Source organism: Endozoicomonas sp. 2B-B (assembly GCF_053470045.1).
Genome location: NZ_JBLZMU010000001.1, coordinates 1,682,448 through 1,698,972, shown reverse-complemented (window position 1 = coordinate 1,698,972; position 16,525 = coordinate 1,682,448). Strand labels below are relative to the sequence as shown.

Sequence of the window (16,525 nt, the reverse complement as noted above, 5' to 3'; positions counted from 1 at the left end):
AGTCATTGCCAGAAATATTATGGGTTACCTATTTCTCCCTTGAGGAAATTTCGTGGGCGTCGCATTTCTTGCCTTTCTTCGATTCAAAGACACCCGTATATAAATATGGGTGTCTTTGATTACTTTGGTTAGAGATAAATATGGGTGTCCCAGATTATCTGTGGATGTCTCATTTATTGGTTTCTTGTCAGACATCCCGCAAAGCCCCTGACAAATACTTATGAATAATACTGGACACCAGTGTCTGGTATGGAATCCCTTCCCGCTGGGCCCGTGACTTAATCGCCATCAGGTCATGTTGGGAAATGCGGATATTAATACGCTTATCCTTTTTAAACGTCTCACTGGCCATGGCTTCCAGCGTCGTCTTGCGCTCAGGGGTCATCACAGACTCATACTCACCCTGTTCAAGGGCATTGAGCAACGTTTGCTCCTCGTTATCCAATGTTGTTTTTTTCATGATCGTTCTCCCAAATAGTCACGGGTAAATTTGCGGCTGGGAATCAGTGTTTTCAAAAAGATCTCCTGCTCACTTTCCACGTAGGGCACCAGCCAGACGTAACCCTGTACATTCACCACAAAGATCCGCTGATGCGGATACGCTTGCGGATTAGGATGGACGATGTCATCCAGCAGGCCACCATTCTCTATGTGGAAAATGACTTCCTCGAAAGACTGATCCCGTTCGCGGATCAGCTGCTGATTCTTCTGAGGGTTCCAGTTAAAGCGTTTCATCAGAGAAGTATAGCGAATGTGTGCCTTTTGTCATCAAATAAAGCAGGCAATAGTGATTCAATAGTTCGGCTTTCTGGGGGATTCAAGGATGGGAGATTCAAGGACACCCATATATAAATGTGGGTGTCTTAGATTACCTTTGTCATCAAATAAAGCAGGCAACAGAGATTCAATAGTTCGACTTTCAGGGGGATTCAATGGGTATTCAAGTATTCAAGGACACCCATATATGAATGTGGGTGTCCTAAATTACTCTCCCAGTTTATTTTTTTACTCAGTGCAATCTACTGGCTATATAACGATTCAAGCTTACACCTGATTCGGCTGCCTGAATAACTAACAAACGATGCGTTTCTGGAGTAATTCTTAACAATACTTTCCCGCTATAGTCTCTGGTTGAAAAAGGTTGCGGTATCTCTTCATTTGCATTTTTCATTTCATCTACGGTTTCCAGAACTAAATTCTGGATTCCTGATAAAGCACCTACTTGCGTTTCTTCAAGCCAGCTCAAGCCAGGAAATTCAGCACATAAGCCAACATATTCCTGATCCTCTTCAGACCAGGTTACCCGGTATGTATAACGATCAATTTTCCTATCCATTTTTATCACCCTCTATGCGTTCGATCGCCTGTAACACCTGCCTTACCTGGTAAGGTTTAGCTTTGCCCTTGTTATTTTGAATATTCACTCTTGGGTCACCAACCCAAGGTGTTTTATACACCTTATGACTTGATCCTGACTGCCTTGGTGCACCAAAGTATGATTCACAGACTTTGCAAAGGTCTCTGAACCTCACGCCTTTGGGATTACTTCTCATCTGACTGAGAATTTCAGTGATATTAGTCATACAAGGATAGTAGCATTATTGATACTATATTCAAACTGTTAAACACTCCATAGACATGAATAGACCCTTTGGGTCCTGGTGTGGGTGCCCATATTTTTTCTCAAGTTAGTGAGTTCGGCTTTTGAGGGGAGGGGTATGTATTTCCAAACAGCGTGCGGCTACGAGTCAGAAATTTTGTGGATGTCTTAGATTACTCGTTCTCTATGTGGAAAATGACTTCCTCGAAAGACTGATCCCGTTCGCGGATCAGCTGCTGATTCTTCTGAGGGTTCCAGTTAAAGCGTTTCATCAGAGAAGTATAGCGAATGTGTGCCTTTTGTCATCAAATAAAGCAGGCAATAGTGATTCAATAGTTCGACTTTCTGGGGGATTCAAGGATGGGGGATTCAAAGACACCCATATATAAATGTGGGTGTCTTAAATTACTCGCTGTATATAAATGTGGATGCCCCCGGATTCATGGGAGAAATTTATGGGTGTCCTAGATTACTCCCAGATTATTTTTTCCTATCCAGAGAAACCCACATATAAATATGGGTGTCCTAGTTTATTCGACTTTCTGGGGGATTCAAGGATGGGGGATTCAAAGACACCCATATATAAATGTGGGTGTCTTAAATTATTTGGGTGTCCCAGATTATTCTACCCAGATTATTTTTCCCAGATTATTGTGGGTGTCCCCCGCTGTGTCAGGATAGTTGTCCCGCTCACTGATTAACCAATAAAAGCTAGACAGTGGGCGATGGACGTTGAATATGCCTCGTTTTTCAGAGGAACGTAAATCAGCTGTTTTGAAAAAACTGTTACCACCACACAATCGCTCTGTGCCGGATGTTGCCAGAGAGGAAGGTATCAGCGAACAAACCCTGTATAATTGGCGTAAAAAACTACGGGACAAAGGATTACCTGTGCCAGGGAACGAACAAAAATCAGAACAATGGTCTGCTGAAAGCAAGTTTGCCGTGGTCGTCGAAACCGCTGCTTTGTCAGAAACAGAGTTAAGTGAATACTGCCGTAAAAAAGGGCTTTATCCTCAACAAGTCAAGGAGTGGAAGCACGCTTGTATTTCAGGTGCTGTTCAGGCTTCTCAGCGTGCAGACCAGGAAAGCAAGCAATTAAAACAAGAGCGTAAGCGCAATCAGAGCCTTGAAAAAGAGCTTCGCCGTAAAGACAAGGCGTTGGCAGAAGCTGCAGCCCTGCTGGTGCTATCAAAAAAGCTCGATGCCTTCTACGGGATAGACAGCGAGGACAACTGACACCTGTCGATAAGCGCCGCCAACTGCTGACATGGTTTGATGAGGCTATAGCAAACGGCGCTTCTCGCTGGAAGGCTGCTGAACAATTGGAAATATCCCTGAAAACACTGAATCGCTGGCGCGATGACAATGGTGCAGTGTTAACGGACAAACGCCCGGATGCCTTGCGCCCGGTACCCTCTAACAAACTGACTGAGGAAGAGGAGCAACGTATTCTGACTATCAGTAATGAAGATGAGTATGCGAGCCTGCCACCATCGCAGATCGTGCCAGCCCTTGCAGACAAGGGAGTATACGTTGCTTCTGAATCTAGCTTTTACCGTGTGTTGAAAAAGTATGGTCAGTTGCACCACCGCGGTCGTTCAAGAAAGCGATCGAAAAGCAACAAGCCGACAACCTATGTTGCTACTGGCCCTAACCAGGTCTGGTGTTGGGACATCAGTTACATACCTTCCAGGGTACGCGGCCAGTTCTGGTACCTCTACCTGATACTGGACGTTTACAGTCGTAAGATTGTTGGTTGGGAGATTCATAGCCGTGAGTCTGGTGAGTTAGCCAGTGAACTGATTAACCGGACAATGGTGGCTGAAAAATGCACTAAAACACCGCTTGTACTGCACTCAGACAATGGGGCTCCAATGACGTCGAGTACCTTTAAGGCCAAGCTTGAGGAATTGGGCATTATTCCCTCTCATAGTCGCCCAAGGGTGAGTAACGATAACGCATTTGCAGAATCGATCTTTAAAACGGTGAAGTACTGTCCTCAGTGGCCATCTCAAGGTTTTCTGACGTTAGAACACAGTCGACAGTGGATGCTGAAGTTTGAGCGCTTTTATAACAATGAACACCGCCATAGCTCAATCCGCTTTGTGACACCTGCGCAACGGCATGAGAAAAGAGATCAGGAAATCCTGAATCACCGGAAACAGGTGTATACCAAAGCGCGAGAAGCTAATCCAACGCGCTGGTCAGGAGTTATCAGAAACTGGGAGCCTGTAGGTGCGGTTGCACTGAATCCTGAGCGGTTGTCTGAAGCAAGAATTAACGAGAAAAAGGCAGCCTAAAATTCAGTTTTCGGGACAACTATCTTGAAAAACTCCGAGGGGATGCTGGCTTTAGTCTCTAATTTAAACGCTTTACATTGACACATCAGCTTAGTGAGAGTGGAAAAGAACAGAGCAGGAAAGTGAATACTTGCCTGGCGATCCATGATGGACTTGATTAATGCCTCATCTTTTGTAAAACGCTGCAACCATTTCCGGAGTTCATCTTTATCTTTTGTAGCGACAATTGTTTTTAGAAGAGTCTGGTGTGATGAAGCCAACTGGCGATAACACGCCCTTGCCATGGCATCATCATTTTTGAGTCTGTTGTTAATGGATGAATTTGCCCGTGTTAAATGGGCAATATCACGAGCCTGCAAATAAGTAAAAATTCTGGATTGTATATCCTCGGGTAAATCGAGCAATAATGAAAACTCATTCTTGTCACGTTCAATGACTCCCCGGCCTGCATAGGTACTACTTGGCAGCTCTGTTTGAGATTGCTCTGGTTTTGATGAAAGTCGATCATCAATACAGGAGTTGTTATTTATGCAATCCATTGTTCTTTTTCCTTAGTTAATATTTATCTCTGGTTGGCAAGGATATTCAAAATTGATTCTGCAGCTTAGAGTCGGTTTTAGTAGGAAAGTTCACAATATTGATGTAAGCGTAACCAATAATAAGTAACTGGTTAGGTGCTTAAAACAGGACTTTGATCCAGTAAATTGTTGAAGTCGTGGCCGGTGTTCCGGTTCGTTCGAACTATCATGCCTGGCAGGTGTTGCAGAATAATAATGTGAGGCTGGGCTAGTAACAGCAATCATTCATTCAAACTTAGTTCAGTGATGCTCGCCGTTGCGTTGTGGATGGTCAGCAAATGGTCATCAGTGCTGAGGGTGGCTGATCGGATATCACCAAGATGGGAAATGGTAGCTTTTTCTTTCCATGATCCATCGCTGTTCTGGCCAAAAATTTTCACTGTTCCAACGTAACTGACAGTGACCACATGGCGGCCATCGACAGTGAAGGTTGCTAATGTAATAACCCTTCGATGGGAGATGATGGCTTTTTCTCTCCATGATCCATCAATCTCCAAGCCATGGATTTTCACCGTGTAATCAGGACTGCAGGTGATGAGATGACGGCTATCGGGGCTGAATCTGGCAGAGTAGAGACTTTCTTTATGGGAAATGCTGGCTTTCTCTTCCCATGGTCCATCGTCCTTTTTGCCATAGATTTTCGCTATGCCATCTAAACTGGCGGTCATCACATGTCGGCTATCGGCGCTGAATTTGGCTGAACAGACACTTAGGTAATGGGAAATGGTAGCCTTTTCTTTCCATGATCCGTCTTTATCCTGGCCATAGATTATCGCCTTGCCATCGTCACTGGTGGTCATTAAATAGCGACTATCGGGGCTGAATGTGGCTGAGTTGACCTCTCCATTGTGGGAAATGATGGCTTTTTCTTTCCATGGTCCATCGGCATCAAGTCTATGGATTTTTGCACTGCCATTTCTTCTGGTGGTCACCACATGGCGATTATCGGAGCTGAAGATGGCTGAGACAAAATGGGAAATAATGGCTTTTTCTTCCCATGATCCATCGTCCTTCTTGGCATAAATTTTCGCCGTGCCATTTCCACAGACGGATACCACATAGCGGCCATCGGTGCTGAAGTTGGCTGATTTGGCCCAGTCATCGTGGGAAATAGTGGCTTCTTCTTGCCATGATCGTTCGTCTTTCCTGCCATAGATCTTCGACTTGCCGTCTGCACTGGCGGTTACTACATAGTGACTATCGATGCTGAAGGTGGCTAAGTAGATCTCTTCGTTATGGGAAATGATGGCTTCTACTTCCCATGAACCATCGTCCGTCAGGCCATAGATTTTCGCCTTGGCGTCGTTACTGCAGGTCAACACATGGCGGCTATCGGGGCTGAAGGTGGCTGAGCGGACCCAGCGATTATGGGAAATAGTGGCTTTTTCTTCCCATGATCGATTGTCTTTCTTGCCATAAATTTTCGCCTCGCCATCCATACCAGCGGTCACTACATAGTGGCTATTGGCACTGAAGGTGACTGATCTGACATAGTTATTATGGGAGATAGTGCCTTTTGCTACCCATGATCCATCGCTCTCCTGGCCATAGATTGTGCAGGTTTTGGGGACACGGGAGATCACCAGGTGGCGTCCATCGGCGCTGAAGGCAGCATAGTGCGTTGAACTTTCATAGGGGATGGTGGCTTTAGTCTCTAATTTAAATGCTTTACATTGATACATCCGTTTAGTGAGAGTGGAAAAGAACAAAGCAGGAAAGTGAATACTTGCCTGGCGGTTCATGATTGACTTGATTAATGCCTCATCCTTTGTAAAACGCTGCAACCATTTCCGGAGTTCATCTTTATCTTTTGTTGCGACAATTGTCTTTAGAAGAGTCTGGTGTGATGAAGCCAACCGGCGATACCATGCCCTTGGCATTGCATCATCATTTTTGAGCCTGTTGTTAATGGATGAATTTACCTGTGTTAACTGGGCAATATCACGAGCCTGCAAATAAGTGAAAATTCTGGATTGTATATCCTCAGGCAAATCGAGCAATAATGAAAACTCATTCTTGTCACGTTCAACGACTTCCCAGCCTGCATAGGTACCACTTGGCGGCTCTGTTTGAGATTGATCTGGTTTTGATGAAAGTCGATCATCAATACAGGAATTGTTATTTATGCAATCCATTGTTTGTTATTCCATTGTTGTTATTTATCCCTGGTTGGCGAGGATATTCAAAATTGATTCTGCAGCTTAGAGTCGGTTTTAGTAGGAAAGTTCACAATAATCTTTAGCGCAACAGGGAGTTAGAAAGTTCGATTGGTATGGCTGGGCTAGTAACGGCAATCATTCATACTTAGTTCAGTGATGTTCGCCGTGTCCGTGCCGGTAACTTTCAAGGTAGATGTCGCCTCAACTTATGCAGCTAAATCACAATGTTGATGATTCTCGCCATGCCCGCGCTATGGATGGTCAACAAACGGTCATCGGCGCTGAGGGTGGCTGACTGGATAATACCAGGATGGGAAATGCTGGCGTTTTCTTCCCATGATCCATCGCTGTTCTGAGCATAAATGTTCACCGTTCCATCGTAACCGACAGTGACCACATAGCGGCCATCGACACTAAAGGCTGCTAAGCGAATACCCTCATCATGGGAGATGATTGCTTTTTCTCTCCATGATCCATCGATCTCCAGGCCATGGATTTTTACCGTTAAATCTTTACTGCAGGTGATGACATGACGGCAATCGGGGCTGAATGTGGCATAGTAGACACTTTTGTTATGGGAAATGATGGCTTTTTCTTCCCATGATTCATCGTCCTTCTTGCCATAGATTTTCGCTTTGTTATATAAACTGGCGGTCACCAGATGGCGGCTATCGGCGCTGAATTTGGCTGAGTAATTCCTTAGGTAATCGAAAATGGTGGCTTTTTCTTTCCATGATCCGTCTTTATCCTGGCCATAGATTATCGCCTTGTTATTGTTACAGGAGGTCATTAAATAGCGATTATCGGGGCTGAATTTGGCTGGGTTGACCCCTCCATTGAGGGAAATGATGGCTTTTTCTTCCCATGATCCATCGGCATTCAGTCTATGGATTTTTGCACTGCCATTTGTTCTGGTGATCACCACATGGCGACTATCGGAGCTGAAGGTGACTGAGTCAAAATGGGAAATAATGGCTTTTTCCAGCCACGACCCATCGTCCTTCTGGCCATGGATTTTTGCCCTGTGATCCAGACTGGCGGTCACCACATAGCGGCTATCGGGGCTGAAGGTGGCTGTGTAGAGAATGTCATCATGTGGAATGATGGCTTTTTCTGCCCATGACCCATCGTCACTCTGGCCATAGATTTTTGCCCTGTGATCCCAACTGGTGGTTACTACATAGTGACCATCTTTGCTGAAGGTGGCATGATGGACCTCATCATCATGGGAAATAGTGGCTTTTTCTTCCCATGATCGTTCGTCCTTCTTGCCATAGATTTTCGCCTTGCCGTCGTTACTGAAGGTCAACACATGGCGGCTATCGGGGCTGAAGGTGGCTGAGCGGACCCAGTATCTGTGAGAAATAGTGGCTTTTTCTTCCCATGATCGTTCGTCCTTCTTGCCATAAATTTTCGCCTTGCCATCCATACCAGCGGTCACTACATAGCGGCTATTGGCACTGAAGGTGACTGATCTGATTTCCTTATCATGGGAGATAGTGCCTTTTGCTACCCATGATTCATCGCTCTCCTGGCCATAGATTTTAAAGGTTCTGGAGTCACAGGCGATCACCAGGTGGCGTCCATCGGTGCTCAATTTAGCTGAGTTCTTTGAACCACTACAGGGGATTCTGGCTTTAGTCTCTAATTTAGTGAGAGTGGAAAAAAACAAAGCAGGAAAGTGAATACTTGCCTGGCGATCCATGATTGACTTGATTAATGCTTCATTCTTTGTAAAACACTTTAACCATTTCTGGAGTTCATCTTTATCCTTTGTAGTGACAATTGTCTTTAGACGAGTCTGGTGTGATGAAGTCAACCGGCGATACCACGCCCTTGCCATTGCATCATCATTTTTGAGCCTGTTGTTAAGGCATGAATTTGCCCGTGCTAAATGGGCAATATCACGAGCCTGCAAATAAGTAAAAATTTTGGATTGTATAGCTTCGGGTAAATCGAGCAATAATGAAAACTCATTCTTGTCACGTTCAATGACGTTCTTGCCCATAATGGTATCAATTGGAGTATCTGATGGAGGTTGGTCTACTGTTGATGAGCGTGGAGTAATGTTGCAGAAGCTGCTATTTGAGCAATCCATAGTTCGTTTTCCATGGTTGTTATTTATCCCTGGTTGGCGAGGATATTCAAAATTGATTCTGCAGCTTAGAGTCGGTTTTAGTAGGAAAGTTCACAATAATCTTTAGCGCAACAGGGAGTTAGAAAGTTCGATTGGTATGGCTGGACTAGGAGCCTGACCGAGAATAGTCTGCCCTACTGCGGCGGCAGCAAATTGGTCTGAAAATCCGCTTTTGTTCGTCAAATAGCTCGCTATTCTCCTCACAAAACCGAATTTTCATCCTCAATTTTCTGCCGTCCTCGCTACGGGCGCTATTCTCGGTCAGGCTCCTAGTAACGGCAATCATTCATACTTAGTTCAGTGATGTTCGCCGTGTCCGTGCCATGGATGGTCAACAAATGGTCATCGGCGCTAAGGGTGGCTGATCGGATAGTACCAGGATGGGAAATACTGGCTTTTTCTTCCCATGATCCATTGCTGTTCTGACCATAAATGTTCACTGTCCCTTCGAGACTGACAGTGACCACATGGCGGCCATCGGCACTAAAGGTTGCTATTGTAATGCCCCTATCATAGGAAATGTTGGCTTTTTCTCTCCATGATCCATCGATCTCCAGGCCATGGATTTTTACCGTTAAATCTTCACTGCAGCTGATGGCATGGCGGCAATCGGGGCTGAATGAGGCATAGTAGACACTTTCGTTATGGGAAATGATAGCTTTTTCTTCCCATGATCCATCGTCCTTCTTACCATAGATTTTCGCTTTGAAATCTAGACTGGCGGTCACCAGATGGTGGCTATCGGCGCTGAATTTGGCTGAGCAGTCACTCAGGTAATCGGAAATGATGGCTTTTTCTTGCCATGATCCGTCTTCATCCTGGCCAGAGATTATCGCCTTGCCATCGTCACTGGAGGTTATTAAACAGCGACTATCGGGGCTGAATGTGACTGAGTTGACCTCTGCATTGTGGGAAATGATGGCTTTTTCTTGCCATGATCCATCGGCATCCAGTCTATAGATTTTTGCACTGCCATTTCTTCTGGTGATCACCACATGGCAACTATCGGAGCTGAAAGTGACTGAGACACAATGGGAAATAATGGCTTTTTCCAGCCATGACCCATCGTTCTTCTTATCATAGATTTTCGCTTTGCTGCCCAAGCCTTCAGTCACCACATAGCGGCTATCGGGGCTAAAGGTGGCTGAGTAAATGTCATCATGTGGAATGACGGCTTTTTCTGCCCATGACCCATCGTCACTCTGGCCATAGATTTTTGCCCTGTGATCCCAACTGGTGGTTACTACATAGCGACCATCTTTGCTGAAGGTGGCAAAATCGACCCAATTATCATGGGAAATAGTGGCTTTTTCTTCCCATGATCGTTCGTCCTTCTTGCCGTAGATTTTTGCTTTGCCGTCGTTACTGTAGGTCAACACATGGCGGCTATCGGGGCTGAAGGTGGCTGTGCGGATCCAGTAACTGTGGCAAATAGTGGCTTTTTCTTCCCATGATCGTTCGTCCTTCTTGCCATAAATTTTCGCCTTGCCATCCATACCAGCGGTCACTACATAGTGGCTATTGGCACTGAAGGTGACAAATTTGACTTGCCTATCATGGGAGATAGTGCCTTTTGCTACCCATGATTCATCGCTCTGCTGGCCATAGATTTTACAGGTTTCAGAGTCAAAGGCGATCACCAGGTGGCGTCCATCGGCGCTGAAGGAAGCTAAGTCCTCTGAACTATGGCAGGGGATGGTGGCTTTAGTCTCTAATTTAAATGCTTTACATTGACACATCAGTTTAGTGAGATTGGAAAAGAACAAAGCAGGAAAATAAAAACACGCCTGGCGATCCATGATTGACTTGACTAATGCCTTATCCTTTGTAAATCGGCTCAACCAATTCTCGAGTTGATCTTTATTTTTTGCAGTGAGGATTATTCCCGTAATGGCCTGGCGTGATGAAGCAATCTGGCGATACCACGCCCTTATCATTGATGCATCTTTTTTAAGCGTGTTGTAAATGCATGAATTCACCTGTGTTAAACGGGCAATATCACGAGTCTGCAAATAGCTATAAATTTTGGATTGTATTTCAATGGGTAAATCAAGCAATAATGAGAGCTCATTCTTGTCACGAACAAATACCTCCCTGCGCGTGCTGATTCCAATTTGTGTCCCTGATTGAGATTGAACGGGTGTTGTTGCAAGTGCATCACTAATACCAGAATTACTCTTTATGCAATCCATAACTCGTTTTCCATTGTTATTGTTTATCCCGCAAGGATATTTAAAATTGATTCCGCAGTTTAGAGTCGGTTTTAGTATGAAAGTTCACAATAACAACTCGCTTCGTGTAGGAACGAGTTGTAATTATGTGACAACTTCTAACCACAAGATTGACAGCAAATAATCAGTCATACATCCATCCGTAGTTCAGTGATTTTTGCTGTGTTAACGCCATGGATGGTCAACACAAGGCCATCGGCGCTGAAGATAGCTGATCTGATACTACCAGGATGGGAAATGGTGGCTTTTTCTTGCCAGGATCTATCGCTTACCTGGCCATAAATTTTCGCCGTTTTATCAATACTGGCGGTGACCACATGGTGGCTATCGACGCTAAAGGTTGCTGATCTTATATCCTTGTCATGAGAGATGATGGCTTTTTCTTGCCATGATCCATCGCCCTTCCGGCCATAGATTTTCGCCTTGTTATCTTCACCGCAGGTGATTAGATAGCAACTATCGGCGCTGAATGTGGCTAACCAGACTCTGTCATCATGGGAAATGATGGCTTTTACTTCCCATGATCCATTGTCTTTCTGGCCATAGATTTTCGCCTTGCCATCGTAACTGTGGCTCACCACATGGCGGCTATCGGGGCTGAAGCAGGCTGAATTGACACGATTCTCATGGGAAAAGATGGCTTTTTCTTCCGATGATCCATCGTCCTCCAGGCTATGGATTTTCACAGTGTGATCGCGACTGGTGGTCACCACATAGCGGCCATTGGCGCTGATAGCGGCTGAGAGGACCCAGCAATCATGGGAAATAGTGGCTTTTTCTTGCCATGACCCGTCGGCCTCGATGCTAAAGATTTTTACCTTGTTATTTTCGCCGCGGGTGATCACATGGCGACTATCAGCGCAGAAGCCAGCTGAGAAGGCCCAGTCGTCGTGGGAAATAATGGCTTTTTCTTCCCATGATCCATCGACCCTCTGGCTATAGATTTTCGCTTCGCCATCACTGCTGCGGGTCAACACATGGCGGCTATCGGGGCTGAAGGTGGCTGATTTGACATCTTGATAATGGAAAATAATGGCTTTTTCTACCCATGACCCATCGTCCCTCTGGCCGTAAATTTTCGCCTTGCCATCGCCACTGGCGGTTATTACATAGCGACTATCGTTGCTGAAGGTTGCTGAGTTGACCCAGTTATTATGGGAAATAGTGGCTTTTTCTTCCCATGATCCATCGTCCTTCTTGCCATAGATTTTCGCCTCGCCATCCTTACTGGCGGTCACTACATAGCGGCCATTGGCGCTGAAGGTGGACGATATGATACTGCCATAATGGAGGACAGTGCCTTTTTCTGTCCAGGATCCATCGCTCTCCCGGCCATAGATTTCCAGCGTATCATTATCACTGGCGATCGCCATACAGCGGCCATCGGCGCTGAAGCTGGCTGAGTTCAGCTTACCATTACCTGGGAGGTTGGCTTTTGTCTCTAATTCGAATGTTTTACATTGAGACATCAGTTTAGTGAGAGTGGAATAGAACAGAGCAGGAAAATAAATACTCGTTTGGCGATCCATGATCGACTTGACTAATGCCTTATCCTTTGTGAAACGGCTTAACCAACCTTCGAGTTGATTTTTATCTTTTGCCATAAAGATTGTCTTTATCAGAGCCTGGTGTGATGGAGCAATCTGGCGATACCACGCCTTTATCATTGATGCATCTTTTTTGAGCGTGTTGTAAATGCATGAATTCACCTGTGTTAAACGGGCAATATCACGAGTCTGCAAATAAGTATAAATTTTGGATTGTATTTCAAAGGATAAATCGAGCAATAATGAAAGCTCATTCTTGTCACGAACAAATACGTCCCTGCGCGTGCTGATTCCACTTGGTGTCCCTGATTGAGATTGAACGGGTGTTGATGAAAGTGCATCACCAATACTGGAATGACTCTTTAGGCAATCCATAACTCGTTTTCCATAGTTATTATTTCTCCCTCACTGGCAGGGATATTCAAAATTGATTCTGTAGCTTTGAGTCGGATTTCGTGAGAAAGTTCACAATAACAACTTGCTTCGAGGCTGTTGCAAAACTCTAACAACTCGTTCCTACGCTCTGAGGGCGTTGCAAAACCATTATGGGCGGCGAATTTTGGACTGATGGGTACTTTGCAAGCACTGTCGGAAAGCATGGTGATGAGCAGATTATAGCGAATTATGTGAAGAATCAGGGAAATGAGTACGACAAACTTCACTCAGATCATCAGCTTGCAATGTTTTGAGTTTGCACCAAGGATACCCCGCCCCCTGGCGGGGTTGTTCATTGCCCAGCTCTAGCTCCCCCAACAAATTCTCTGTGTCAAGCCCGTCAAAATGTCATTTGGCAAGCAGATCCCGCTGTTGGCTCAGCCATTGGTGGTAAGCAGTGTCGTACAAGTTTTCCATAAATCACCTCCATTGCCCTACCACTCAAACACCGTTGAGTGGATACCAGTCTTCAGTCATTATTTGCTCATAGCTCCAGGGGCATTCGTCAGGAAAGCTATTGTTGTCGAGTTTTTTATGGACATAAATATTCATTTCTTTGATGGCTCCTTTTTTACCATCAACATATGCTTGTTTAAGGGAGTCTTTGATCCTTGACGTTAAACTAGGATTCTCTTTCACCAGTTTATTAATCTTAATTCTTGATCTAACTATGGTTTCCATCCAACCTTTAAGGACTCTATCTGTCGCTGTAGACTCCCTTAGTGCACTGGTCTGGTAATTACATTTAAGAAGATGAGTTATCAAAGTTGACAAGCGGTTCTCCAACTCGCGAAGGTCTTGCTTAAGGCTCAACTCTAAATCCTCAATCAGGTTTTCTAAATCCAACTGATTAAAGTTTTGAGTTTTCAACAGGGTTACTTGCTGACTCAGCCATTGATGATAATCAGTGTTATATAAGCTATTCATAAAAATACCTCCATTGACCTACCACTGTAGGCAAATAACAGAAGGGAAGCAAAATGAATTACCAGAGCACAGATGCCTTTGCCGGGGGGGAGTACTCAGCCATACGGAATCGAATATTTCTGGCTTATTGGGCAGGTGCTCTGCAAGGCGCAACGACGGGAACATAGCAAGCTATGTGACCAGAGTTGCAACGCATCACGACTGCATGGATGCAGGAGCTAGAGCAACGCAGGAGCAGTTGCCGCGAGTGCCTGCCCAATAAGTCAGAAAATATGATTTCGCATAGTTGAGTACTTATTGATCATTTTCCCGAATCAAAGTCCTGTTTTCCTGTTAGTTTCACTGACATCAATGTTATGAACTTTCATGTTACAAACGACTCTAATCTGCAGAATCAATTTTGGATATCACTGCAACCAGCGGAAATAACAACTTTTAAGAAACGAACTATGGACCGCATAAATAACCATTCTTGCCTTGGTGGGCCACTCTCACCAACCCCCGATCACTCTCAATCAGAGACACCCATTGCTACCACTATGGGTAGGGACGTCATTGTACGTGACAAGAATAAGCTTTCATTATTGCTCAATTTGCCCTTTGAAATACAATCCAAAATTTATAGTCATTTGCAGACCCGTGATATTGCCAATTTAATACGGGCAAATTCATACATGAACAAGACGCTCAAAAATGATAATTCAATGGCAAGGGCATGGTATCGCCAGTTTGCTTCATCACGCCAGGCTCTGATAAAAACAATCGTCACTGAAAAAGATAAGGATCAACTCGGGAATTGGTTGAGCCGGTTTACAATGGATAAGGCATTAGTCAAGTCAGTCATGGATCGTCATGGGAGTATTGACTTTCCTGCTCTGTTCTCTTTCACTCTCACTAAACTGATGATTGAATGCAAAACATTTATATTTGAGACAAAAGCCTCCCTCCTCAATAACGGCAGGATGAACTCTGCTACCTTAAGTGCCGATGGCCACTATCTGGTGAGCGTCAGTGATAGTTAAACGGTGATAATCTTTGGTCGGGAGACCGATGGTTCATGGCAAGCGAAAGGCACTATCACCCATAATGGTCGTGTCATATCATTCATGCTCAGCAACGATGGCCACCATGTAGTGACCGCCAGTGAAGATCGCAAGGCGAGAATCTATGGCAAGAAGGACGAACGATCATGGGAAGAAAAAACCACTATTAGCCATCATAAGCCTCTCATATCAGCTACCTTCAGCACCAACGGTCGATATGTACTGACCGCCAGTCACGATGGCAAGGCGAAAATCTATGGCCAGGGGGACGATGAGTCATGGGCAGAAGAAGCCATTATTAGCCACGACTTTTTAACATCAGCCACCTTCAGCGACGATAGTCTTTATGTGGTGACCACCAGTCTGGATCACACAGCGAAAATCTATGGCAAAATGAACGATGGGTCATGGATAGTAAAAGCCATCATTTCCCATGACAATTCAGTCTGGTCAGCCAAATTCAGCGCCGATAGCCGACATATAATCACCTGCTGTGAAGGTAACAGGATGAAAATCTGTGGCCTGGAGGACGATGGGACATGGGAAGAAAAAAACATCTTTTCCAATGAGGATCGTTTCTACTCTGCCACATTCAGCGCCGATAGCCGCCATATGGTAACCTCCGGTCAAGATGGCAGGTCGATAATCTATGGTCAGGAAGACGGATCATGGAACGAAAAAGCCACCATTTCTCATGATGATCGGGTCTACTCAACCACCTTCAGCCCCGATAACCGCTGTGTGATCACCCGCAGTAGAGATAAAAAGGCGAAAATCTATGGCCTGAACGATAATGGATCATGGGAAGAGAGAGCTACCATTTCCCATCATATGCCAATCAAATCAGCAACCTTTAGCGCCGACAGCCGCCATGTGATGACCCACGGTGAAGACAGGAAGGTGAAAATCTATGGCCGCAAGGTTAATGGATCCTGGGAAGAAAAAACCACCGTTTCCAATGGTATGTATATTAGATCAGCATCCTTCAGCGCCGATGGCAGCCATTTGGTCACTGCCCATAACGATAATGCGTCGGAATTTATTTATCATCAGTTTAGACATCCATTTTTTAGTTTATTGGCGCTGTCAGATTTTCATCTTGCTATTGTTTACGGTCAGGTAAGCGATGGGTCATGGCAAAAAAAAGCCACCATTTCCTATCCTGGAGGGATCGTGTCAGCCACCCTAAGCGTCGATGGCCATGTGTTAACCATTCATGAAGATCAGTCGGCGAAAATCACTGAACTAAGGATGGATGAATGACTGTTAGTTTCACTGACATCAATGTTTGAACTTTCATGCTAAAACCGACTCTAATGTAGTGCGACCTAATTAACACTACATAAAAACTCCTAACAGTCTATTGTGGATGTCATTTTAAACACTTTGTGGATGTCATTTTAAACACTGATGAATTGTACACTGCTGGGGCCATCATTACCTGTGGAGTAAATACCTGACTAATTGGTACATCCCTTAACACCAGGATTCTTCCTTCTTTCTTATACACTTTTATGGCTGACGTTGAGGGAGCAAAAGTGGCACTTATCATGATTATTATTGCT

General features: G+C 44.8%; 12 protein-coding genes and 1 pseudogene. 4 read left to right on the top strand and 9 right to left on the bottom strand.

Translation table 11 applies throughout. From position 1 onward, the window contains the following. Nucleotides 1-187: 187 nt before the first annotated feature. From ACOMHB_RS06740 to ACOMHB_RS06730, 3 genes are all read right to left on the bottom strand, one after another. Nucleotides 188-460 carry a CopG family antitoxin gene (locus ACOMHB_RS06740; RefSeq protein ID WP_317143018.1) on the bottom strand — a complete coding sequence of 91 codons (273 nt, stop codon included), beginning with the start codon at nucleotides 458-460 and terminating at the stop codon, nucleotides 188-190. After that, on the bottom strand, nucleotides 457-735 hold the full coding sequence (locus ACOMHB_RS06735) for a BrnT family toxin (protein WP_448216000.1): 279 nt from the start codon (nucleotides 733-735) through the stop codon (nucleotides 457-459). Before ACOMHB_RS06735 ends, ACOMHB_RS06740 begins: the two co-directional genes overlap by 4 nt. Nucleotides 736-1,009: 274 nt before the next feature. After that, the gene (locus ACOMHB_RS06730) at nucleotides 1,010-1,336 is read right to left on the bottom strand and encodes a type II toxin-antitoxin system HicB family antitoxin (protein ID WP_422137239.1); all 327 of its coding nucleotides are present in this window, start codon (nucleotides 1,334-1,336) and stop codon (nucleotides 1,010-1,012) included. A gap of 1,002 nt (nucleotides 1,337-2,338) precedes the next feature. On the opposite strand from ACOMHB_RS06730, the gene ACOMHB_RS06725 reads away from it, so the two are divergent. Next, a protein-coding gene (locus ACOMHB_RS06725) for an IS3 family transposase (protein WP_448215008.1) occupies nucleotides 2,339-3,903 on the top strand; the annotation gives its coding sequence in 2 pieces (ribosomal slippage) (nucleotides 2,339-2,792 and nucleotides 2,792-3,903; 1,566 coding nt in all). Here ACOMHB_RS06725 and ACOMHB_RS06720 read toward each other — a convergent pair. The 5 genes from ACOMHB_RS06720 to ACOMHB_RS06700 form a co-directional block, all read right to left on the bottom strand. Then, on the bottom strand, nucleotides 3,900-4,442 hold the full coding sequence (locus tag ACOMHB_RS06720) for an F-box protein (RefSeq protein WP_448215999.1): 543 nt from the start codon (nucleotides 4,440-4,442) through the stop codon (nucleotides 3,900-3,902). The two genes, ACOMHB_RS06725 and ACOMHB_RS06720, sit on opposite strands and share 4 nt — an antisense overlap. 260 nt (nucleotides 4,443-4,702) lie before the next feature. Beyond that, the gene (locus ACOMHB_RS06715; protein WP_448215998.1) at nucleotides 4,703-6,616 is read right to left on the bottom strand and encodes an F-box protein; all 1,914 of its coding nucleotides are present in this window, start codon (nucleotides 6,614-6,616) and stop codon (nucleotides 4,703-4,705) included. Between the two features lie 238 nt (nucleotides 6,617-6,854). Then, the gene (locus ACOMHB_RS06710) at nucleotides 6,855-8,738 is read right to left on the bottom strand and encodes a WD40 repeat domain-containing protein (protein WP_448215997.1); all 1,884 of its coding nucleotides are present in this window, start codon (nucleotides 8,736-8,738) and stop codon (nucleotides 6,855-6,857) included. A gap of 308 nt (nucleotides 8,739-9,046) precedes the next feature. Continuing rightward, entirely contained in the window at nucleotides 9,047-10,969 is a 1,923-nt protein-coding gene (locus tag ACOMHB_RS06705) for a hypothetical protein (RefSeq protein WP_448215996.1), read from the bottom strand. Nucleotides 10,970-11,136: 167 nt separating this feature from the next. Further along, nucleotides 11,137-12,930 (bottom strand): WD40 repeat domain-containing protein, encoded by a 1,794-nt coding sequence (locus tag ACOMHB_RS06700; protein WP_448215995.1) that lies wholly within the window; start codon nucleotides 12,928-12,930, stop codon nucleotides 11,137-11,139. 161 nt (nucleotides 12,931-13,091) lie between these two features. Between ACOMHB_RS06700 and ACOMHB_RS06695 the strand changes: the two are divergent. Next, nucleotides 13,092-13,244: pseudogene (locus tag ACOMHB_RS06695) on the top strand (transposase); the annotation flags it as partial. Nucleotides 13,245-13,431: 187 nt separating this feature from the next. Here the strand turns inward: ACOMHB_RS06695 and ACOMHB_RS06690 are convergent. Then, nucleotides 13,432-13,917 carry a DUF29 domain-containing protein gene (locus ACOMHB_RS06690; protein ID WP_422132512.1) on the bottom strand — a complete coding sequence of 162 codons (486 nt, stop codon included), beginning with the start codon at nucleotides 13,915-13,917 and terminating at the stop codon, nucleotides 13,432-13,434. A 449-nt stretch (nucleotides 13,918-14,366) separates the two neighbouring features. Between ACOMHB_RS06690 and ACOMHB_RS06685 the strand changes: the two genes are divergently transcribed. Next, the gene (locus tag ACOMHB_RS06685; RefSeq protein WP_448215994.1) at nucleotides 14,367-14,939 is read left to right on the top strand and encodes a hypothetical protein; all 573 of its coding nucleotides are present in this window, start codon (nucleotides 14,367-14,369) and stop codon (nucleotides 14,937-14,939) included. Between the two features lie 3 nt (nucleotides 14,940-14,942). Then, nucleotides 14,943-16,223, top strand: coding sequence for a WD40 repeat domain-containing protein (locus tag ACOMHB_RS06680; RefSeq protein ID WP_448215993.1), 1,281 nt, complete (start codon nucleotides 14,943-14,945; stop codon nucleotides 16,221-16,223). Nucleotides 16,224-16,525: the final 302 nt, after the last annotated feature.